The following is a 21,986-nucleotide window of genomic DNA, read 5'->3' as shown; positions in this document are numbered from 1 at the left end:
GGCCTACCCCTCATTGGAGCGCCCTGTCATGACCCGTCTGTCCGCACGCCTGCAACACCTCGACCTGCAACTGCCCGCGCCAAGCAGTCCGGTCGCCAATTACGTCAGCACCGTGCGCAGCCAGAACATGCTGTATATCTCCGGGCAGATTCCCATGCTCGACGGCGCGCCAGCCTATCAGGGCCGCCTGGGCGAATCGGTCAGCGAAGAAGATGGCATTGCCGCTGCAGAACTGGCGGTACTGGGCCTGCTCGCGCATCTGGCCGACGCTATCGATGATGACTTGTCGAAACTGCTGCGCATCGTCCGCCTGGGCGTATTCGTCGCCTGCACGCCTGACTTCCAGCGTCAGGGCGTAGTCGCCAACGGAGCCTCTAACCTGTTGGTCAATGCCCTCGGCGAAGCGGGTCGCCATGTGCGCACCGCAGTCGGTGTCGCCGCCCTGCCCCAGGGTGTGGCCGTGGAAGTGGATGCGGTCTTTGAGTTGCGGCCATGAGCAGCATCAGCGAGGAGCAAGTCCGCAGCCTGCGCACCGCCACGCCCGGTTGCGCGCGGGTCATTCACTTCAACCACTCCGGCGGGTCCTTGCCCAGCCAGACCACTCTTGATGCAATCATCGGCCAATTGCAGCGCGAAGCCCTGAGCGGGCCGATGGAGGCCGCAGCTCAGGGCGAAGCGCTACAGGAAAGCGCCCGGCATCGCGCGGCGCAACTGATCAATGCAGCCACGGCCTCAGTGGCATTCATTAGCAGCGGCTCGGCGGCATGGGGCATGGCCTTTGCCGGTTTAGCGCCGTGGTGCGCGGGTGATCGCATTCTGGTCGGACGGCAGGAATGGGGCGGCAACCTGGCCTGCATGGCCCAAGCGGTGGCGGCGGGCGCGAGTGTCGAGGTGATTCCGTGCGATGCATCAGGCGCGGTCTCGATGGATGCTCTGGAAGCGATGATCGACGAGCGGGTGCGGCTGATCTCCCTGACCTGGCTGCCCGCCAACGGTGGCCTGATCAACCCGGCGGCGGCGATCGGTGCGGTTGCGCGGCGTCACGGCATTGCCTATTTCATCGATGCAGGGCAAGCGCTGGGGCAGATCGAGGTTGATGTCCAGGCACTGAGCTGCGATGTGCTCAAGGGTGCCTGCCGCAAGTATCTGCGCGGGCCACGGGGCACCGCACTGCTGTATATCCGCGAGGGTTTTATCGAGCGCCTGCAGCCGCCGTTTCTCGATGTACTGTCGGCACCGCAGAACGGCGAGCACTTCCACCCGCGCGCAGATGCCCGGCGCTTCGAGACCAGCGAGGTATCCCTGGCGCTGATGGCCGGGCTTGATAATGCTTTGGGTGAGGCTCTGCACCTGGGTATCCCGCGCATCCGCCAGCGCATCGCGCACCTGGCTGCCGTCGCCCGCGAGCAACTGGCGCAGATTGACGGCCTGACCCTGCACGATCTCGGCGAGCCCGGCCAGCAATCAGGCTTGATCGCCCTGAACCTGCAAGGCTGGGACGCCAACGCCCTCAAGGAGCACCTGGCCGGGCACGGCATCAATATCGGCGCCAATGGCGTGGCTTATACGCCGCTGGACATGCAGGCGCGGGGGCTGGCGTCTATTGCCAGGGTGTCAGTGAGTTATCTGAATACGGAAGAGGAGATTGCTGAGTTGGTGCGGGTACTTCGCAGCTGAAAACGCAATATTTGCGGGAATGAACTATGTGGGAGCGAATTCATTCGCGAAGAGGCCAGTATATTCAAGCAATCTCTATCGCCTGGCCCGCCCCTTCGCGGATGAATCCGCTCCCACAATTCCCGCATCGTTCAATAATCGAGGGAAGGATCAAACCTCGACATCCACCCACATCCCCTGGCGCGGCTCGTTATCGATCAGCGGCACCACGGGCACGGTGTTATCGGCGTTCAGCGAGTGCCCCGGCAATGCCAGGTGCTCAACCACAGGCTCGCCGTTTTCTTCCTGCTGTTTCTGTCTCTGCTGGCGTTGCTGTTCCTCATAGAGATACAGCGCCTCGCGCTCGGCTTCATCCTTGCGCAAGTCGATGGTCACCTCGGCCGAACTGGGCTGCACCGGGGCGACCGGAGGGATCTCGGGTACTTGCCGGGCGGGGTCCAGTTGCGAGGTAATGGGCACCGCACTCAATGGAAGCGTCGGTTGCAACATGATTTCGATCTCCTATTGAGTAGCTGTCGGCCAATAATTTGCCGACTTGAGGCCGTTAGTTAGAAAGATACTTAGAAAGGTCCGACTCTGTTTTGGCCAACAAGTGCCCGCAAGCGGCCCAATTGTCGGTCCGGGCCGACGAATGCACGGTTTTTCTCAATGCTTCTTTGGCCTGGAGGGCTGCATCCGTTAACATAGTCGGCTTTTTAAGGCGGAGACAGGCAGCATGGCGCAGCAGTATCAACCGGGGCAACGCTGGATTAGTGACAGCGAAGCCGAGCTGGGTTTAGGCACCGTTCTGGCACAGGACGGCCGCTTGTTGACCGTGCTCTATCCGGCCACTGGCGACACGCGCCAGTACGCGCTGCGCAACGCGCCGCTGACGCGGGTGCGTTTCTCGCCGGGCGATGTGATCACGCACTTCGAGAACTGGAAGATGACCGTGCGCGAGGTCGACGATGTCGACGGCCTGCTGGTCTACCACGGCCTCAACGCGCAAAACCAGCCGGTGACCCTGCCGGAGACGCAACTGTCGAACTTCATCCAGTTCCGTCTGGCCACTGATCGCCTGTTCGCCGGGCAGATCGACCCCCTGGCCTGGTTCTCGCTGCGCTACAACACCCTGGAACACACCAGCCGCCAGCTGCAATCGTCGCTGTGGGGCCTGGGTGGCGTGCGCGCCCAACCCATCGCCCACCAGTTGCACATTGCCCGTGAAGTCGCTGACCGCATCGCGCCACGGGTCCTGCTGGCCGACGAAGTGGGTCTGGGCAAGACCATCGAAGCCGGTCTGGTGATCCATCGCCAACTGCTGTCGGGCCGCGCCAACCGCGTACTGATCCTGGTTCCGGAGAACCTGCAGCACCAGTGGCTGGTGGAAATGCGTCGGCGCTTCAACCTGCAGGTGGCGTTGTTCGACGCCGAACGCTTTATCGAGAGCGATGCCAGCAACCCGTTCGAAGACACCCAGCTTGCCCTGGTTGCCCTGGAATGGCTGGTCGACGACGAGAAGGCCCAGGACGCGCTGTTTGCCGCCGGCTGGGACCTGTTGGTCGTGGACGAGGCTCATCACCTGGTCTGGCATGAAGATCAGGTCAGCCCGCAATACGCCCTGGTCGAACAGCTTGCCGAAGTCATCCCCGGCGTGCTGCTGCTGACCGCGACCCCGGAGCAACTGGGTCAGGACAGCCACTTTGCTCGTCTGCGCCTGCTTGACCCCAACCGTTTCCACGACCTGAAGGCTTTCCGCGCCGAAAGCGAGAACTATCGCCCGGTGGCTGAAGCCGTGCAGGAACTGCTGGATCAGGGTCGCCTGTCGCCCAAGGCACACAAGACCATTCAGAGCTTCCTCGGCAGCGAGGGCGAAGCCCTGCTCACCGCGATCAACGATGGCGACAAGGAGGCCGGCCCGCGGCTGATTCGCGAGCTGCTCGACCGCCACGGCACCGGCCGCGTACTGTTCCGTAACACCCGCGCCGCCGTGCAGGGTTTCCCGGAGCGCAAGCTGCATCCGTACCCGCTGCCCTGCCCTGCCGAATACCTCGAGTTACCGGTGGGCGAACATGCCGACCTGTATCCGGAAGTCAGCTTCCAGGCTCAGCCCGATGTCGAGGAAGACCAGCGCTGGTGGCGCTTCGACCCACGCGTCGACTGGCTGATCGACACCCTGAAGATGCTCAAGCGGGTCAAGGTCCTGGTGATCTGTGCCCACGCCGAAACCGCCATGGACCTGGAAGACGCCCTGCGCGTGCGCTCCGGCATCCCGGCCACGGTGTTCCATGAAGGCATGAACATCCTCGAGCGTGACCGCGCCGCCGCCTACTTCGCCGACGAAGAGTTCGGCGCCCAGGTGCTGATCTGCTCGGAAATCGGCAGTGAAGGCCGCAACTTCCAGTTCTCGCACCATCTGGTGCTGTTCGACCTGCCTGCGCACCCGGACCTGCTCGAGCAGCGCATCGGCCGTCTGGACCGGATCGGTCAGAAGCACATCATCGAACTGCATGTGCCGTACCTGGAAACCAGCCCGCAAGAGCGTCTGTTCCAGTGGTACCACCAGGCGCTGAACGCCTTCCTTAATACCTGCCCGACCGGCAACGCCCTGCAGTATCAGTTCGGCCCGCGCCTGCTGCCGCTGCTTGAAGGTGGCGATGACGATGACTGGCAAGCCCTGGTCGAAGAAGCCCGCAGCGAGCGCGAGCGTCTGGAAAGCGAACTGCACACCGGCCGCGACCGCCTGCTGGAACTCAACTCCGGCGGTGCCGGTGAAGGTGAGGCGTTGGTCGAGGCGATTTTCGAGCAGGATGACCAGTTCACCCTGCCGATCTACATGGAAACCCTGTTCGACGCGTTCGGCATCGACAGCGAAGACCATTCGGAAAACGCCCTGATCCTCAAGCCGAGCGAGAAGATGCTCGACGCCAGTTTCCCGCTGGGTGACGACGAAGGCGTGACCATCACCTACGACCGCAACCAGGCGCTGACCCGCGAAGACATGCAGTTCATCACCTGGGAGCACCCGATGGTCCAGGGCGGCATGGACCTGGTGCTGTCCGGCTCCATGGGCAACACCGCCGTGGCGCTGATCAAGAACAAGGCGCTCAAGCCAGGCACCGTGCTACTGGAACTGCTCTACGTCAGCGAAGTGGTTGCCCCGCGCGCCCTGCAACTGGGCCGCTACCTGCCACCGGCGGCCCTGCGCTGCCTGCTCGACGCCAATGGTAACGACCTGTCGTCCCGGGTCTCGTTCGCGACCTTGAACGATCAGCTGGAAAGCGTGCCACGGGCCAGCGCCAACAAGTTCATCCAGGCCCAGCGCGATGTGCTGACGCCGAAGATCAACGCCGGTGAAGCCAAAATCGCGCCCAAGCACGCCGAGCGCGTGGCCGAAGCGCAGCGGCGCCTGGCGGCCGATACCGAAGAAGAGCTGGCGCGCCTGACCGCCTTGCAAGCAGTCAACCCGACTGTGCGTGACAGCGAGCTGAGCGCCCTGCGCAGCCAACGCGAGCAAGGCCTGGCCATGCTGGAAAAAGCCGCGTTGCGCCTGGAAGCGATTCGGGTGTTGGTCGCGGGCTGAGGTCGCCGCACAATTGTGGGAGCCGCCTTGGTGGCGATCGAGTGCGAAGCACTCGTAATAGGGTCAGTACCTGACCCAACGCCAGCAAGCCGACTCCGACAAGGTGTAGGTCGGCCTACACAGCTGTCACACCTTCCGGCTGCTGCTCTTTCGGCGCATCCGCCACCATCCCCGCCTTCATCCGCTGGGCATCCCGACTGAAACACCGCGAAGCCTGCAGCAGAAACAGCAGACACAGAAATATCGCCACCGGGATCAGGTACATGGCGTCGTGCAGGCCCACCGCCTTGAACGCCTCGGTCATCTGCTCGGCACCGGCAGCCGCCATCGCCGCATGGGCGAAGTGATCCGACAGTAAGCCGACCACCACTGGCCCCAATCCACCCCCCAACAGATACAGCCCGGCAAAGAACAGCGCCATGGCCGTGGCCCGCAGGCGCGGCTGTACCACGTCCTGAATGGCGGTATAGACGCAGGTGTAGAAGTTGTAGGAGAACAGCCAGCCAATGCTGAACACGCCGACGAATATGCCGATTTCGATACGCCCGGCATGCAAGGCATAGCCGGTGGTCAGAGTAGCGATGAGCATGCTGAACGCCGCCAGCAACAGACGGCCGTTGGCCCAGCGCTGATGCACCTTGTCCGCGACCCAGCCGCCCACGGTCAGGCCGACGAGCCCGGTCACCCCGACAATCAGCCCCGTAGCCATGGCCGCGTTCTGCAACGACAGCTGAAAGTAGCGTTGCAACATCGGCACCATGAACGAGTTGGTTGCATAGGTGGCGAAGTTGAAAGCCAGGCCGGCCAGCACCAGCCAGCCAAAAGTCGGCACCGACAGCACTTTGCGGATGGGCCGGTCGATCTTCTCCACCGACATCTGCACGCTCTCCGCCGCACCACGCTTGGGCTCGCGAATGAAGAACATGAACACCGCCAGCACCAGGCCCGGCACCGCCGCAATAAAGAACGGTGCACGCCAGCTGTCGAACGCCTTGACCATGGCACCAATGGTGAAATAGGCCAGTAGCAGGCCCAACGGCAGGCCGAGCATAAAGATGCCCATGGCCCGGGAACGCTTGTGCGCCGGGAACAGATCGCCGATCAGCGAGTTGGCTGCGGGTGCATAGCTGGCTTCACCGACACCAACGCCCATACGCACGATGAGGAAGCTCCAAAAGCTGGTCATCAAGCCGTTGATCGCCGTCAGCCCGCTCCATATCGCCAGGCCCCAGCCCATCAGGGCACGGCGGGAACCGTTGTCGGCGATGCGCCCGAGCGGCAATCCGGCGATGGCATACACCAGGGTAAAGGCCGTGCCAATGATGCCGAGCTGAAAGTCGCTCAGGTGCCACTCCATGCGAATCGGCTCGATGATGATGGCCGGGATGGTGCGGTCGAAGAAGTTGAACAGGTTGGCGAGAAACAACAGAAACAGCACGCGCCAGGCGTTGTCTGCCTGAGTTGCTTGACCCGCGATAGGACTGGGCATGGCAAGGCTCTCTTTTTTATTGTTGTTGCGCAGCCTAGGAGCCTCTGGCCGGATTGTCTGTAAACATTCGTAAAGCCATGGAGCAGGTATCAGGTCGAGCAATAAATAGTGCGCAGCGGCATAGGCGGCAGGGGAATAAACAGTTTGTCTGACATTCCAAAATCGTTGAATGCAACGGGCCATAAGGCCTGGCGTGGCCTGTTCTGCTCCTATACTCCAGCACATCGCCATCAGTCAGGAGACTGAGGCACCCTGGTATTGAACAAGTGGGGGCGCTATGGAGTGGCTCGGTTTCCATTTTTTTGCCGGGCTCGCGGCAGACAGAGCACTGCTACCTGCTCAACACGACCCACTGCTGGTCATCCTGGCCTTTCTGGTCGCCTGCGCCACGAGCTACGCAACGCTGGATATCGCTGAACGCCTGAAACATATCGAAAAACCCCGCTCGCGGGATCGTTGGGGCGGTTTCGGTGCCTTGTGCCTGGCCGGTGGTGTGTGGACCGTGCACGTCATCAGCATGCGCGCGTTGCATGTGCCGCTGAAAATGGGCTTTGATATTCCCAGCACCCTGGTGTCCATGCTGCTGGCGTTATTCGCTGGCTTGCTGAGCATGCAGGCCTTGGGCAGGGAGATCCTCAGGCCCTGGCAATACCTGATTTACGCGGCCGCCATCGGCCTGAGCCTCAGCGCCATGCACTACGCCGGACTGCTGGGTCAGCAATCCGTGGCCGTGGCTTATTTCGAGCCGCATCTGTTCGGCCTGTCGGTAGCCATTGCCGTTGGCACCGGGCTGTTGATCGTTCTGCTGGCGCGCTATCTCAGCGACGGCAGCAATCTGATCCACCAACTGCTCAAGTTCGCCGCCAGTCTGCTGCTCAGCGCGGAAATCCTTGGCGCCAACCTGCTGGGTAACTGGTCGCGCAATCTCACCGTGCCAATCGATGCAGTCCTGCTGCCCGACAACCCCGAGCGCAACCTGCAGATCAGCGTGACCCTGGCCCTGATCGCTCTGCTGCTGATCGCCGCGACCATCAGCGCTGCCATCGCCGACAAGAAGCTACAAGGCAAGGAGCACGATCTGCGGCGGGTCAACGCCCTGCTCAGCCAGCTCGATCAGGCACGCATGTCCTTGCAGCAGGTCGCCCATTTCGACCCGTTGACCAATCTGATCAACCGCCGCGGCTTCAACCAGTTGTTCGCCGAACGACTGATGGAACATGCCCATGATGGCGGCATGCTGGCGGTAATGTTCCTCGACATCGACCACTTCAAGCGCATCAACGACAGCCTCGGCCACGATGCCGGTGACGAACTGCTCAAGGTGGTGGCCGAGCGCATTCGCAGCGCCACGCGCATTCAGGACGTAGTCTCGCGTTTTGGCGGCGACGAATTCTGCATCCTGATCAGCCTGCCCGATCACCATGAGGAAGCCCGACACCTGGCCGAGCGCATTCTGCAAAAAACCAAGGAGCCCATTGAGCTGGCCGGACGGCGCATGGTCATGACCACCAGCATCGGCATCAGCGTGTTCCCCCGTGATGGCAAAACCTGCGACGAACTGCTGAAAAACGCCGACCTTGCGCTTTATCAGTCCAAGGGCCACGGGCGCAATCGGTTCAACTTCTTCAGCCCCAACCTGCGGACCAAGGCCAGCCTGGAACTGTTGCTGGAGGAGGAATTGCGCAGCGCCTTGCGTGAAGAAAGCGAGCTGCAAGTGTATTACCAGCCCATCGTTGACCTGCGCACCGGCCAGGTGGCCAAGCTTGAAGCGCTGGTGCGCTGGCAACATCCGCAACACGGCCTGCTGACGCCCGAGCGCTTCATCGGTATCGCCGAAGCCAACGGCCTGATCGCCGACCTGGACAGTTGGGTACTGCAACGCGCCTGCAGGGATCTGAGCGAGTTGCGCAGCCCCGGCTTCGACCACCTGATCATCGCCGTCAACTGCTCGGCCCTGAACCTGGCCCGGGAAGAGCTGCATGACGAGATCGAGGACGCTTTGCGCCGCAATGGCGTGCTGCCACGACGCTTGGAACTGGAGGTGACCGAAAACGCCCTGATGGGCAATATCAGCAACACCATCCAGCTGTTGAAACGGATTCGTGCTCTGGGCGTCTCGCTGTCCATTGACGACTTCGGCACCGGCTACTCATCCCTGGCCTATCTCAAGCGCCTACCCCTGGACACGGTGAAGATCGACCGCTCGTTCATCATCGACATTCCGCAATCGCCCCAGGACATGGAGATCGTCCAGGCGATCATCGTCATGGCCCATACCCTGCACCTCAAAGTCGTTACCGAAGGGGTGGAAAGCCCGGCGCAACTGGACTTCCTCAGCCGCTACGGCTGCGATTACGTGCAAGGCTATCTGTTCAGCAAGCCCATGCCGCTGGAGCAGTTGCGCCCACTGGTGCAGGAGCTCAACCAACGCAAACCGGTCATCGTCGAAACGCTGCCGCAAGAGACGTCAGCCGATGAAAATGGTGACGCCGATCATGTTTCTTCCCCTTGGTCAAATCGTAAGCAAACCATTCATCGGGTAAAAGATTAAAGATTGTCGGCACCGGGCCGATCCTTCAACCGACAAAGGGGAAAAGCCTTAGTCACGACTAGGGCAAAGCCCTATCGCCCAAGCAAAAAGCGCACTGTAAAGTCGTAATTTCTTTTTCTGTGATGGCGCGGTGACATGCACTGGAGCCGCCATCCTTCCAGGTATATGGCGCACGATGACCAATAAAAACACAGCAGCTGATTCGGCTTCCGAAATCCAGGTCGGCGTCACGACAGAAAAGGCCGTGGCCCCGCAAGCCTACTATCGTGCGCAACCGCTTCCCGTGCAGCAGTACATCCCGGCCCAGCCGTACATGTACTTCACCGAGACCGATACCGATCGCATCCTCGACAATCTCGATGGCCTGCGCGATATCGTGTTTCCGCCGTCGCCGGCGCACGTCGAAGACGACGAGATGCGCCGTGACCAGCAGTTTCCTTCGGTGTGCCTGATCGGCCTCGGCCGGTGCGGTTCGAACATTGCGCTGGACGTCGCCGAACTGGTGTACAACGCGCGCAAGTTCTACCTGAATCAGTTCAACAACGAAGACCGCCTGGCTGCCGACAAGAGCTACAGCCCGGCCAACTGGATTCGCAACAACCTGCGCCTGGTACAGAGCAAGGCCGCCAAGCCGGTTTTCCTGGTTGAGCCCCTGGTGATGCTGGGCGACCTGGACAAGGATATTGCCGGGCGCATCCGCTTCTCGCGCAAAGGCGAGAAAAGCGGGTTCATCAACGACTACAGCAAAATGAAAATCATGGACCTGTCCGAGGTGCATGCCGGGGGTGCGGGTAACGCGCCGATTCTGGGTCAGTACCTGGCCAAGATCATCCTCAACAAGGACACCCAGAACTTCTCCAGCGCCGACTGGAAGCTGATCCACTCGTACCTTATCGACTCCTGCGGCATCAAGGCCAACCAGTCGCGCCTGTACTTCTACATTTTCAGCGCCGGTGGTGGTACCGGTTCGGGCATGGCCTCGGAGTTCGGCCTGGCCCAGCAATACTCATACATGAATAAAACCTTCGACACCAAGCCGGCCAGCGAGAACGACAGCAAGCGCGGTCGCTCCTTTGTTTTCGAACCGATCTTCACCAGCGGCATTTGCGTGCTGCCGAATATCTCCGACCATCGCAGCGAAATGTCGGAAGCCCTGCACATCAACGCCGGTCGCTTGCTCTGCAAGTATCTGGCTGAAGAATGGGACTTCTCCTACAACTTCGAAAACGAAGACAGCAGCGAAGCCAGTGTCATGGGCCGTATCCGCCCATGGAACGCCATGATGCTGATCTCCAACGACATCATGCGTTACGCCGAACAGAGCGATGACAGCGGCATCGAGAATATCGACGTCAACGCCATGGAGCGTCACGCCAACCAGTACATCTCGCAGCAAATCTTCAACATTCTGACCGCCCAGGCAGTCACCACTGACTACGACCAGAACTACTTCCGGCGTGCCGGCATCGACATTGGCGAAACCATCCGCCTGGATGCCAACGACCTGTTCATGAGCCTGGCCGGGCCGGTGGCCTGCGCCTACGCCGAATCCGTGGTACCGGAGCAACCAGTGCCGGGTTCGGACAAGTTCAAGGTGTTCGAGAAAGAGCCGCCGCGCCTGAATATCGACGATCTGTTCTTCCGCTCCATCGACCTGCCGCACTTCAACAAGGTCACCCAGGCCATTGAAGGCATCAGCCTGCTGCCGATCGAGTCCAAGCGCTACCGCGCCGCTCTGGATCAGTACAAGACCTCCGGCTACGACGCGGCGGCCCTGCACGACCTGCACTTCTTCAAGAACTGCTCGTCGGTGGTGTCCATCGTCTCGCTGCCCAAGGACTACAAGCTGTCCTACATGGACCTGAACCGGCTCAAGACCCATCTCAACAGCCTGTTCCCCAACACCACGCTCAAGCGTTACGCACTGGTAATCGGCGCTTCGGCCAACCTGTCGCTGACCACCCTGATCGCCAAGAGCCCGTGCCTGTCGGACGATTTCCTGACGTTGATCGTGGCCTTTATCAAGCGCTGCTTTGCCCGCAATGAGTTCCGCTTCGACGACACCCTGGACAATGCCATCCTCGACTTCATCGTCAGCGACGAGTTCGACGAAGGTCGCGTTGATGAGCTGCTTAACGAATACGAGAACCCGGCCAAGATCCTCGATACCAACTGGTATGCGATCAAACCGATGTATGAGAAGAAGTATCGCGAGCTGATCGAAGACAAATCCAAGTTCGTCTCGATCAACGATATCCGCATTTCCCGCGACAGCGTGAAGAAGGCGGTGAAGTACCTGCGCGAGATCTATCGCCACCGCATCGGCAAGACCCGGGTCATTTCGCTGAATAACCATACGGGCAAGACGGCGTATTGAGTGCAGGGATCTGCCCAGGAGTAGGTGGGTGTGGGAGCCGCCTTGGTGGCGATCGAGTGCGCAGCGCTCGTAATAGCGTCGGTGAATTATCCACCGCTATCGCCAGCAAGCCGGCTCCCACAGGTGATCTACCTGTGGGGCTTTTCTCTACGGCAGAAAACCGACAGTTACCAGCCTACTCACTTAGCCGCCGGAGCGCACCAAAAAAGCCCACAAAATCAATCCATCGCCCTATCCTGGACCAACACCCAAGGTGCCACTACGACTGCCCAGAGCGGCGGATTGCGCTCCAGCAGGTCCACAGCCCTCGACTCAGCCACCTTGCCGACTTCACCACTGGCCATCCACGCGGCGACCTTATCCGCCTCGTTTTGCGCGATGGCGTGCGCTACGGCGACCAGATCCAGGGAGGCGTCGACCCACAACAGGGCACCCTTGGCAAAGAATGGTTGCAATTCTGTCCAGGTGATGGAGGCGGTCTCACCGAGCAGTTTGGCATAGAGGGTGCTAGGTTCTTCAGTCATGGGTTTCACCAAAAAGAAAATCGGCGCAATGATAGCGCCGCGTTTTCTTCAGACAAACCCAGATTCACCTGAATGATTGCAGGGAAGTTCAGACAGGCAGGGAGATTTGAGGACTGAGTTCACCGATCGATCGACTTGATTCTGTAACTTTCTTTCAATTAAGCGACATCGATAGGTTCGTCCCCCCGCAGCCAGCTTTCCAAGCGCAGGATCGGCACTCTAAACTGTGCCGGTACAGTTGCAGGTGGGGACAAACCTGGATTACTCAATCCGGTCCTGCAGCTTTTTGGCCGTCAGGATTATAAAAACTACAACGCAAGAGTGGAGCATCATGACTAAGGGTTCTAAGCAGATTTCCAAGTTGTTTGCCGCACTGGTTCTGGCGGGGGTTGCCAGCCATTCGTTTGCAGCAGACACCATCAAGATCGGCATCGCCGGCCCTAAGACCGGCGCAGTTGCCCAGTACGGCGACATGCAGTTCAGCGGCGCGAAAATGGCCATCGAGCAAATCAACGCCAAAGGCGGCGTGGATGGCAAGAAACTCGAAGCCGTTGAATACGACGATGCCTGCGATCCTAAACAGGCAGTCGCCATCGCCAACAAAGTCGTCAACGACGGCGTCAAGTTCGTGATCGGCCACCTGTGCTCCAGCTCCACCCAGCCAGCGTCCGACATCTACGAAGACGAAGGCATCCTGATGATGACCCCGGCTGCAACCAGCCCGGAAATCACCGCGCGTGGCTACAAGCTGGTGTTCCGCACCATCGGTCTGGACAGCGCTCAGGGCCCGGCTGCCGGCAACTACATTGCCAAACAGGTCAAGCCTAAAGTCGTCGCGGTTATCCACGACAAACAGCAGTACGGTGAAGGTATCGCCACTGCCGTTAAACAGACTCTGGAAAAAGACGGCGTGAAAGTCGCCCTGTTCGAAGGCATCAACGCCGGCGACAAGGACTTCTCCTCGCTGATCGCGAAAATGAAGCAAGCCAACGTTGACTTCGTTTACTACGGCGGCTACCACCCGGAGCTGGGCCTGATCCTGCGTCAAGCTCAGGAAAAAGGCCTGAAAGCTGGCTTCATGGGTCCGGAAGGCGTGGGTAACGCTTCCATCTCGCAGATCGCCCAGGACGCTTCCGAAGGCCTGCTGGTAACCCTGCCTGCCTCGTTCGACCAGGATCCGGCCAACAAGGCCCTGGTAGAAGCTTTCAAAGCGAAGAAAGAAGATCCGAGCGGTCCGTTCGTGTTCCCTTCCTACGCTGCGGTTGAAGTGATTGCCGACTCCATCAAGGGCAGCAAAAGCGAAGATCCGAAGAAAGTCGCTGAATACCTGCGCGCCAACACCTTCAAGACGCCAACCGGCGACTTGTCCTTTGATGAAAAGGGTGACCTGAAGAACTTCAAGTTCGTGGTCTACACCTGGCACAAAGATGGCACCAAGACTGAAGCGCCTGTGAAGTAATCACACGCCTCGCGTTGAACCCAGAGCCCACTGCAACCGCAGTGGGCTTTGTTTTACGAGGCTGGCGGGTTTCACAAGAATCCATGAGCCTTTGAACATCTTGAAACCGTTACCAGTGATTCACTGGGCTCGTGTCAAACGTGGACACAGATCACGGCACGCGAGCAGAAACGACTTCACCAGTGAAACACCGAGCAGGTTTTTAGGAGCGCTGTAATGCCCGAGATAGACATCTATCACTTTTTCCAACAACTGGTTAACGGATTGACCATCGGCAGTACCTATGCCCTGATCGCCATTGGCTACACCATGGTCTACGGCATCATCGGCATGATCAACTTCGCCCACGGCGAGGTGTACATGATCGGTTCCTACGTGGCGTTCATCGCCCTGGCGGGGCTGAGCATGATGGGCCTCGACAATCTGCCGCTACTGATTACCGCTGCTTTTGTCGCCAGTATCGTGGTGACCAGCGCCTACGGTTATGCCATCGAACGTGTGGCCTACCGTCCGTTGCGGGGCAGCAACCGTCTGATCCCCCTGATTTCTGCCATCGGCATGTCGATATTCCTGCAGAACAGCGTCTTGCTGGCGCAGGACTCCAAGGACAAGTCGATTCCCAACCTGATTCCCGGCAACTTCGTGTTCGGCCCAGGCAGTACCCATGAAGTCGTGATCTCCTACATGCAGATCCTGATCTTCATCGTTACCCTGGTCGCCATGCTCGGCCTGACCTGGTTCATCTCCCGCTCCCGCTTGGGCCGCGCCTGCCGCGCCTGTGCCGAAGACATCAAGATGGCCAACCTGCTGGGTATCAACACCAACAACATCATTGCCCTGACCTTCGTCATCGGCGCCGCCCTGGCTGCCGTGGCGGCCGTATTGCTGAGCATGCAATACGGAGTCATCAACCCCAACGCCGGCTTCCTCGTCGGCATCAAAGCCTTCACCGCCGCAGTATTGGGCGGTATCGGCAGTATTCCGGGGGCGATGCTTGGCGGTCTGGTACTGGGTGTAGCCGAAGCTTTCGGCGCCGACGTGTTCGGCGACCAGTACAAGGACGTGGTCTCGTTTGGCCTGCTCGTATTAGTGTTGTTGTTCCGGCCGACCGGCCTGCTTGGCCGCCCGGAGGTTGAAAAAGTATGACCAAGAAACTCAAATCGGCGTTTTTCAGCGCCCTGCTGGTGCTGGCCGTGGCGTACCCGATCTTCGGCCTGAAGCTTGAGATCGTCGGCGTCAAACTGGCTGTTCTCGGTGCCAGCCAAACGACCATGAGCATCATCTTCGCCTGTGCGGCCGCGATGTTCATTCGCGTGCTGTTCCACGATGAAATCAGCGGCCTGTGGCGCAACAAAAGCAGCGGCCCGCTGATTCCGGCCAAGGCCAGCAACTTCCTGACCCTGCCGAGCACCCAGCGCTGGATCATCCTGGCATTGGTCATGGTCGCCCTGGTCTGGCCGTTCTTCGGCTCCCGTGGCGCGGTCGACATCGCTACCCTGGTGCTGATCTATGTGATGCTCGGCCTGGGCCTGAACATCGTGGTCGGCCTGGCGGGCCTGCTGGACTTGGGTTATGTCGGTTTCTATGCCGTCGGCGCTTACAGCTACGCTCTGCTCTCGCACTACTACGGCCTGGGTTTCTGGATCTGCCTGCCCATCGCCGGCCTGATGGCGGCGTTGTTCGGCTTCCTGCTGGGCTTCCCGGTACTGCGTCTGCGCGGCGACTACCTGGCCATCGTGACCCTGGGTTTCGGTGAAATCATCCGCCTGCTGCTGCGTAACATGACCGACCTCACCGGTGGCCCCAACGGCATCAGCAACATCGAGAAACCGACCCTGTTCGGCCTGTCGTTCGAACGCAAGGCCGCCGAAGGGATGCGCACCTTCCACGAGTTCTTCGGCCTCGAATACAACTCGATCAACAAGGTGATCTTCCTTTACCTGGTCGCCCTGCTGCTGGCCCTGGCCGCACTGTTCGTGATCAACCGCCTGCTGCGCATGCCGATCGGCCGTGCCTGGGAAGCGCTGCGCGAAGACGAAATCGCCTGCCGTGCCCTGGGCCTGAATCCGACCGTGATCAAGCTGTCGGCCTTCACCCTGGGTGCTGCCTTCGCCGGTTTCGCCGGTAGCTTCTTCGCCGCCCGTCAGGGGCTGGTGACACCGGAATCCTTCACCTTCATCGAGTCGGCGATCATCCTCGCCATCGTCGTGCTGGGTGGCATGGGCTCGCAACTGGGCGTCATCCTGGCTGCCGTGGTGATGATCCTGCTGCCTGAATTGATGCGTGATTTCAGTGAATACCGCATGTTGATGTTCGGCGCCCTGATGGTGCTGATGATGATCTGGCGTCCTCAAGGTCTGCTGCCTATGCAACGCCCCCACATGGAGCTGCGCAAATGAGCCGCCCACTTCTGCAAGCCTCGGGCTTGAGCATGCGCTTCGGCGGCCTGCTGGCCGTCAACGGTGTCGGTCTGACCGTCAACGAGAAACAGGTTGTGTCGATGATCGGCCCCAACGGCGCCGGCAAGACCACCGTATTCAACTGCCTCACCGGTTTCTACAAGCCGACGGCGGGCACTATCCTGCTCGACGGCGAACCGATCCAGGGCCTGGCCGGGCACGAAATCGCCCGTAAAGGCGTGGTCCGGACATTCCAGAACGTGCGTCTGTTCAAGGAAATGACCGCGGTGGAAAACCTGCTGGTCGCCCAGCACCGGCACCTGAACACCAACTTCCTGGCGGGCCTGTTCAAGACTCCGGCGTTCCGTCGCAGCGAGCGCGAGGCCATGGACTACGCCGAGCACTGGCTCGAAGCGGTCAACCTCAAGGAGTTCGCCAACCGTCCGGCCGGCACCCTGGCCTACGGTCAGCAACGCCGCCTGGAAATCGCCCGCTGCATGATGACGCGCCCACGCATCCTCATGCTCGACGAACCGGCAGCCGGCTTGAACCCACGGGAAACCGATGACCTAAAGGCTCTGATCGGCGTGTTGCGCAACGAGCACAACGCGACCGTTCTGCTGATCGAGCACGACATGAAACTGGTCATGAGCATTTCCGACCATATCGTCGTGATCAACCAGGGCACCCCCCTGGCCGACGGCACGCCAGAACAGATCCGCGACAATCCTGAAGTGATCAAAGCCTACCTGGGGGAAGCGTAAATGCTGCAGTTCGAAAACGTTTCCACCTTCTATGGCAAGATCCAGGCGCTGCACAGCGTCAACGTTGATGTCCGCCAGGGAGAGATCGTCACCCTGATCGGCGCCAACGGTGCTGGCAAGTCGACCCTGCTGATGACCCTCTGTGGTTCGCCAAGGGCGCACAGCGGCAGCATTCGCTACATGGGCGAAGAGCTGGTGGGGCAGGAATCGTCAGTGATCATGCGCAAGAGCATCGCGGTTGTGCCGGAAGGCCGCCGGGTGTTCGCTCGCCTGACCGTGGAAGAAAACCTGGCAATGGGTGGCTTTTTCACGGAAAAGGGTGATTATCAGGAGCAAATGGACAAAGTCCTGCAACTGTTCCCTCGCCTCAAGGAACGCTTCACGCAACGCGGCGGCACTATGTCCGGCGGCGAACAGCAGATGCTTGCCATTGGCAGGGCGCTGATGAGCAAGCCCAAGCTGTTGCTGCTGGACGAGCCCTCGCTGGGCTTGGCGCCGATCATCATTCAGCAGATCTTCGAGATCGTCGAACAGCTGCGTCGTGATGGGGTGACGGTGTTCCTTGTAGAGCAAAACGCCAATCAGGCCCTGAAAATCGCCGATCGCGCCTACGTCCTGGAAAACGGTCGCGTGGTCATGCAAGGCACCGGGGAAGAACTGTTGGTGGACCCGAAAGTACGCGACGCCTATCTGGGCGGTTGAAGCGTAGGGGGGAATGGCGCCTTGATGGCGCCAGTGGAAAAACGGCCTACGGGCCGTTTTTTTTATCGCCGCTTAAACGTTCGAGAGCCGCACCGCTGCGCTCAAACCATCGGCACAGATAGTCGATCAATACCTGCATACGCTTGGGCAGTTCGTTTTCGTATGGGTGTACCAGCAACAGCGGCGTGACACTGGTGTGATAGTCGCGCAGCAACCAATGCAGACGCCCATCGTTGATTTCGCGGTGGACCATATAGGACGGCAGACGCGCAATGCCGGCGCCAACCAGTGCCGCCTTTTTTAGCAAACCATAGTGATTACTGGCAAACGTGCCACTGACCTGCACCCGGGTCAGCTCGTGTTGCTGATGGTAAAGCCATTGATGACGACCGCTGTAATGGCTGTTGAGCAGGCAACGATGGCCGACCAGGTCCTGTGGCGTCTGCGGCCAGCCATGGGCATCCAGATAGGCCGTGCTGGCACAGGTCAGTTCCTGCATCGCCAGCAATGGCCGCGATACCAGGCGCTCATCACTGGCCACATGAGAGCGGATGGCCATGTCGAAGCCGTCACGGCGCAGATCGTGGAAATTGTTGCTCAACTCCAGTTCGATACTGACTTGCGGATATTCCTCAGCGAACTCACTCAACAGACCATCGAAGAAGGTTTCCCCCAACGAGACTGGCACCGTCAGACGCACCTGCCCGACCATCTCATCACGCATCAGGGCAACGATATCCCGCGCTCGCTCAAGGTTGGCCAGCAATGACTGCGCTTGCGGCAGCAACGCCGCGCCCGCTGCAGTCAGGTTCAGGCTGCGGGTACTGCGGTGCAGCAGCAACACCGAATAAATCTGCTCCAGATGGCTGATGCGCTTGGACAGGCTGCCCTTGCTGCACCCCAGCTGGGCCGAAGCAGCGGTGAAGCTGCCGGACTCGATCAGCACTGCAAAGGCAGCCAGGTCCTCGATCTCGCTCATGGATTGTTTCCTATGGAGAACCAAAGGTTATCTATTAGCACCTTTATCGACGATAAAAAAGCCGCTTAAACTTCTCCCACGTTCTTTCTTTGCACAGGAGCACAGCATGAAGATTCTATTGATCGGCGCCAGCGGCACCATCGGCTCGGCAGTGGCCGAAGAACTGGCCAAACGTCATGAAGTGGTACGCATCGGCCGTACCAGCGGCGATCTGCACGTCGATATCAGCAAACCTGAGTCGATCCGCCAACTGTTCGAGCAGACCGGCAAATTCGACGCCCTGGTCTGCGCGGCTGGCAGCGTGACCTTCAAGGCTCTGGGCGAAATGGACAGCGCGGACTTCGACCTCGGTTTGCAGGACAAACTGATGGGCCAGGTCAATCTGCTGCTGATCGGTCGCGAGTTTGCCAACGACGGCGCCTCGTTCACCTTCACCACCGGTGTACTGGCCCACGACCCGATCCGCACCGGGACCTCGGCCAGCCTGGTCAACGGCGCCATTGACGCTTTTGTTCGCGCGGCGGCGATCGAACTCCCACGGGGCCTGCGCATCAATTCCATCAGCCCGACCGTACTGGTCGAAGCCATGGACAGTTACGCGCCGTATTTCCGTGGATTCAAGCCTGTGCCTGCGGCAGAAGTCGCTCTGGCCTACGCCAAGAGTGTCGAAGGGCTACAGACCGGCCAGACCTATCGCGTTGGCTAACATGCCTCTGTGGGACCGGCTTTAGCCGGGAAGAGGCCGGTACATCCAACACATATGTATCGTGTGCAACGCTGCCTTCCCGGCTAAAGCCGGTCCCACACAGCCGTACAATCCCGGTTTACCCCTTGTGATGCCACGACAGCCTGAGTAACGTGGCGGCACTTGTCTGGAGACCGCCACATGTTTGCTGCCCGTTCCGTCCTGTTGTTCGCCCTGCTGCCGCTGTTCGCCGGCTGCCAGATGCTGGCCAGCTCATCCTCTTCCGATACCCAAACCGTTTCCAAGGCCGGCATGATCCGCATGCAGGGCGCGTTGAGCGGTGAAGGTGGCAAACTGATCTTCCAGCCTTGCGGTGAGCAGCGCCGCTATGTGGTGGAAGACAGCGGCAATACGGGTGTACTGCAGGAAGGCGCAAGCCTGGCCAACAGCCAGAACACACTGTTCGCCGACCTGCGCGGCAACTTTGTCGCCAGCAAGGCCGCTGGCAGTGATGGCCAGTTGAGTCTCTATCAGCTGTATCGCGTGGAACGTGCCGACCCTGCCGCCTGCGCCGACCCGAATTTCAAATTCCTGACCCTGCACGTCAATGGCAATTCGCCGAAATGGACCATCAGCGTGAGTAACAAAGGCATGGTCCTGGAGCGTCCGGGCAAAGCACCACTGGCCCTGCCTTACGTAGAAGAGCAACTGCCTGAAGGCCGCTTCAGTGTCAGCAGCGAAGCCAACGATCAGCGCATCGAGCTGTGGGTCGCGCCGCAGCGTTGCGTGGACAGTGCGGACGGATCGGTACAGCACCTGAGCGCCGAGCTGCGCATCAACAGCCAGGTCATGCGTGGTTGCGGCTATTACGGCGGCATGCGCAACGATTGAGCGCAGTGTCATTCGAGCGGTCCGGCCAATGGCAGGGCCGCTTGCAGCACGCGGCAATCCTGATCATGGCTTGCCCGGCCCAAGCCCCTTATAATCGCCGGTTCTCGTAGTGCTGTCGGGCTTCACCTGCGGCCTGAAACCTGGACACCCTTCATGTTACGAATCACCGAACTCAAGCTGCCGATCGATCACCCGGACGAAGACCTGCGCCCTGCCCTCGTGCAACGCCTGGAGATCGACAGCGCCGACCTGCTGGACTTCACCCTGTTCAAGCGCAGCTACGACGCGCGCAAGAAGTCCTCCGAGCTGTGCTTCATCTACACCATCGATTTCACGGTGCGCGACGAAGCCGCGGTACTGAAGCGCCTGGGCAACGACCGTAATGTCGGGCCGGCACCAGACACCTCCTACAAAGTCGTCGGCCATGCACCTGCAGACCTCAGCGAACGCCCGCTGGTCGTGGGCTTCGGTCCCTGCGGCATTTTCGCCGGCCTATTGCTGGCCCAGATGGGCTTCAAGCCGATCATCCTCGAGCGCGGCAAGGAAGTTCGCCAGCGCACCAAGGACACCTGGGGCCTGTGGCGCAAAAACGTGCTCAACCCCGAGTCCAACGTGCAGTTCGGCGAAGGCGGTGCCGGGACCTTCTCCGACGGCAAGCTCTACAGCCAGATCAAGGACCCACAATTCCACGGCCGCAAGGTCCTGCACGAGTTCGTCAAGGCCGGTGCGCCGCAAGAGATCCTCTACGTCAGCAAACCGCATATCGGCACCTTCCGCCTGACCGGCGTGGTAGCCGACATGCGCGAGCAAATCATCGCCCTGGGCGGTGAAGTGCGTTTCGAGCAACGGGTTACCGACGTGCTGATCGAAGACGGCCAGATGCTTGGCGTGGTGCTGGACAGCGGTGAACGCATCGAGTCCCGCCACGTAATCATGGCTCTGGGCCATAGCGCCCGTGACACCTTCCGCATGCTGCACAGCCATGGCGTGTACATGGAGGCCAAGCCGTTCTCGGTGGGTTTCCGTATCGAACACCCGCAATCGCTGATCGACCAGGCGCGTCTGGGCAAATACGCCGGGCACCCGAAGCTTGGCGCAGCCGACTACAAACTGGTCCATCACGCCAAAAACGGTCGCTCGGTCTACAGCTTCTGCATGTGTCCCGGCGGCACGGTGGTCGCGGCGACTTCCGAGGTCAACCGCGTCGTCACCAATGGCATGAGCCAGTATTCGCGTAACGAGCGTAATGCCAACTCCGGCATCGTCGTCGGCATTACCCCGGAGGACTATCCGGGCGGCCCCCTGGCCGGGATCGAGTTGCAGGAGCGTCTGGAGTCCCATGCCTACCTGCTCGGCGGCAGCACCTACGAAGCGCCGGCACAGCTCGTTGGCGACTTCATTGCGGGCAAGGTATCGCCTGCCTTGGGCAGCGTCGAACCGTCCTACAAGCCCGGTGTGAAACTGGTGGACCTGGCCGACGCCCTGCCTGCCTACGCCATCGAAGCCCTGCGTGAAGCCCTGCCGGCGTTCGGCAAGCAGATCAAAGGCTTCGACCTCCACGACGCTGTGCTGACCGGCATCGAAACTCGCACCTCCTCGCCGCTGCGTATCACCCGTGGCGCCGATATGCAGAGCCTTAACGTCAAAGGCCTGTTCCCGGCCGGCGAAGGCGCCGGTTATGCAGGCGGGATTCTGTCCGCCGGGGTCGACGGCATTCGCATTGCTGAAGCACTGGCACGCAGCATGTTGGGCATAGAAGGCTAAAACCGAAGCGTCGAAGGCGGGTGAATCGCAATGATCCCCCGCCCTTAGCCCTTTATTTTCCGAGAAAAAAAGAAACGTCCTACAATAAAAAAGGACGATTCTTGCAACACCAAGTTACATAGCTGACAGACACGCCTCCCGGACAAGTCCGCCCGCCCGCTTA

17 protein-coding genes are annotated in these 21,986 nt (G+C 60.3%); 13 read left to right on the top strand and 4 right to left on the bottom strand.

Translation table 11 applies throughout. The features are described 5' to 3' along the window. Positions 1-28 precede the first annotated feature (28 nt). Complete coding sequence (locus M2401_RS01965; protein ID WP_259099023.1) at positions 29-496, top strand: RidA family protein; 468 nt, start codon at positions 29-31, stop codon at positions 494-496. Continuing rightward, positions 493-1,677, top strand: a complete 1,185-nt coding sequence (locus M2401_RS01960; protein WP_259099020.1) for an aminotransferase class V-fold PLP-dependent enzyme — start codon at positions 493-495, stop codon at positions 1,675-1,677. Before M2401_RS01965 ends, M2401_RS01960 begins: the two co-directional genes overlap by 4 nt. Positions 1,678-1,827: 150 nt before the next feature. Here M2401_RS01960 and M2401_RS01955 read toward each other — a convergent pair whose 3' ends face one another. Further along, complete coding sequence (locus M2401_RS01955) at positions 1,828-2,166, bottom strand: aspartate-semialdehyde dehydrogenase (protein ID WP_259099017.1); 339 nt, start codon at positions 2,164-2,166, stop codon at positions 1,828-1,830. Positions 2,167-2,392: 226 nt separating this feature from the next. Here M2401_RS01955 and rapA point away from each other — a divergent pair, with 226 nt between their 5' ends. Further along, positions 2,393-5,239, top strand: a complete 2,847-nt coding sequence (gene rapA, locus M2401_RS01950) for an RNA polymerase-associated protein RapA (RefSeq protein WP_259099014.1) — start codon at positions 2,393-2,395, stop codon at positions 5,237-5,239. 115 nt (positions 5,240-5,354) lie between these two features. Here rapA and M2401_RS01945 read toward each other — a convergent pair whose 3' ends face one another. Continuing rightward, a complete protein-coding gene (locus tag M2401_RS01945; RefSeq protein WP_259099011.1) occupies positions 5,355-6,728 on the bottom strand; it encodes an MFS transporter in 1,374 nt (457 codons plus the stop codon). A 277-nt stretch (positions 6,729-7,005) separates the two neighbouring features. Between M2401_RS01945 and M2401_RS01940 the strand changes: the two genes are divergently transcribed. Together M2401_RS01940 and M2401_RS01935 are read left to right on the top strand one after the other, a co-directional pair. Then, positions 7,006-9,279: a bifunctional diguanylate cyclase/phosphodiesterase gene (locus M2401_RS01940; protein ID WP_259099009.1), complete on the top strand. Its 2,274-nt coding sequence runs from the start codon at positions 7,006-7,008 to the stop codon at positions 9,277-9,279. 313 nt (positions 9,280-9,592) lie between these two features. After that, complete coding sequence (locus tag M2401_RS01935) at positions 9,593-11,656, top strand: hypothetical protein (protein WP_409033873.1); 2,064 nt, start codon at positions 9,593-9,595, stop codon at positions 11,654-11,656. Positions 11,657-11,874: 218 nt separating this feature from the next. Here M2401_RS01935 and M2401_RS01930 read toward each other — a convergent pair whose 3' ends face one another. Beyond that, positions 11,875-12,180, bottom strand: coding sequence for a DUF2288 domain-containing protein (locus M2401_RS01930; RefSeq protein ID WP_259099005.1), 306 nt, complete (start codon positions 12,178-12,180; stop codon positions 11,875-11,877). 331 nt (positions 12,181-12,511) lie between these two features. Between M2401_RS01930 and M2401_RS01925 the strand changes: the two genes are divergently transcribed. The 5 genes from M2401_RS01925 (at position 12,512) to M2401_RS01905 (ending at position 17,504) form a co-directional block, all read left to right on the top strand. Further along, a complete protein-coding gene (locus M2401_RS01925) occupies positions 12,512-13,639 on the top strand; it encodes a branched-chain amino acid ABC transporter substrate-binding protein (RefSeq protein ID WP_259099004.1) in 1,128 nt (375 codons plus the stop codon). A gap of 216 nt (positions 13,640-13,855) precedes the next feature. After that, the gene (livH, locus tag M2401_RS01920; RefSeq protein ID WP_259099002.1) at positions 13,856-14,785 is read left to right on the top strand and encodes a high-affinity branched-chain amino acid ABC transporter permease LivH; all 930 of its coding nucleotides are present in this window, start codon (positions 13,856-13,858) and stop codon (positions 14,783-14,785) included. Beyond that, positions 14,782-16,038, top strand: a complete 1,257-nt coding sequence (locus tag M2401_RS01915) for a high-affinity branched-chain amino acid ABC transporter permease LivM (protein ID WP_259099001.1) — start codon at positions 14,782-14,784, stop codon at positions 16,036-16,038. Before livH ends, M2401_RS01915 begins: the two co-directional genes overlap by 4 nt. Continuing rightward, on the top strand, positions 16,035-16,802 hold the full coding sequence (gene livG, locus M2401_RS01910) for a high-affinity branched-chain amino acid ABC transporter ATP-binding protein LivG (protein WP_259098999.1): 768 nt from the start codon (positions 16,035-16,037) through the stop codon (positions 16,800-16,802). Before M2401_RS01915 ends, livG begins: the two co-directional genes overlap by 4 nt. Then, positions 16,803-17,504: an ABC transporter ATP-binding protein gene (locus M2401_RS01905; RefSeq protein ID WP_259098998.1), complete on the top strand. Its 702-nt coding sequence runs from the start codon at positions 16,803-16,805 to the stop codon at positions 17,502-17,504. A 46-nt stretch (positions 17,505-17,550) separates the two neighbouring features. On the opposite strand, the gene M2401_RS01900 is transcribed toward M2401_RS01905, so the two are convergent. Then, positions 17,551-18,483 (bottom strand): LysR family transcriptional regulator, encoded by a 933-nt coding sequence (locus M2401_RS01900; protein ID WP_259098996.1) that lies wholly within the window; start codon positions 18,481-18,483, stop codon positions 17,551-17,553. Positions 18,484-18,589: 106 nt separating this feature from the next. On the opposite strand from M2401_RS01900, the gene M2401_RS01895 reads away from it, so the two are divergent. From M2401_RS01895 to M2401_RS01885, 3 genes are all read left to right on the top strand, one after another. Next, positions 18,590-19,189 (top strand): short chain dehydrogenase, encoded by a 600-nt coding sequence (locus tag M2401_RS01895; protein ID WP_259098994.1) that lies wholly within the window; start codon positions 18,590-18,592, stop codon positions 19,187-19,189. A gap of 180 nt (positions 19,190-19,369) precedes the next feature. Further along, on the top strand, positions 19,370-20,059 hold the full coding sequence (locus M2401_RS01890) for a COG3650 family protein (RefSeq protein ID WP_259098991.1): 690 nt from the start codon (positions 19,370-19,372) through the stop codon (positions 20,057-20,059). A 153-nt stretch (positions 20,060-20,212) separates the two neighbouring features. Beyond that, a complete protein-coding gene (locus M2401_RS01885) occupies positions 20,213-21,823 on the top strand; it encodes an NAD(P)/FAD-dependent oxidoreductase (protein ID WP_259098989.1) in 1,611 nt (536 codons plus the stop codon). Positions 21,824-21,986 lie beyond the last annotated feature (163 nt).

The sequence above is a fragment of the Pseudomonas sp. JUb42 genome (genome assembly GCF_024807945.1).
Lineage (GTDB): Bacteria > Pseudomonadota > Gammaproteobacteria > Pseudomonadales > Pseudomonadaceae > Aquipseudomonas.
This window is presented reverse-complemented; position numbering and strand designations above follow the sequence as displayed.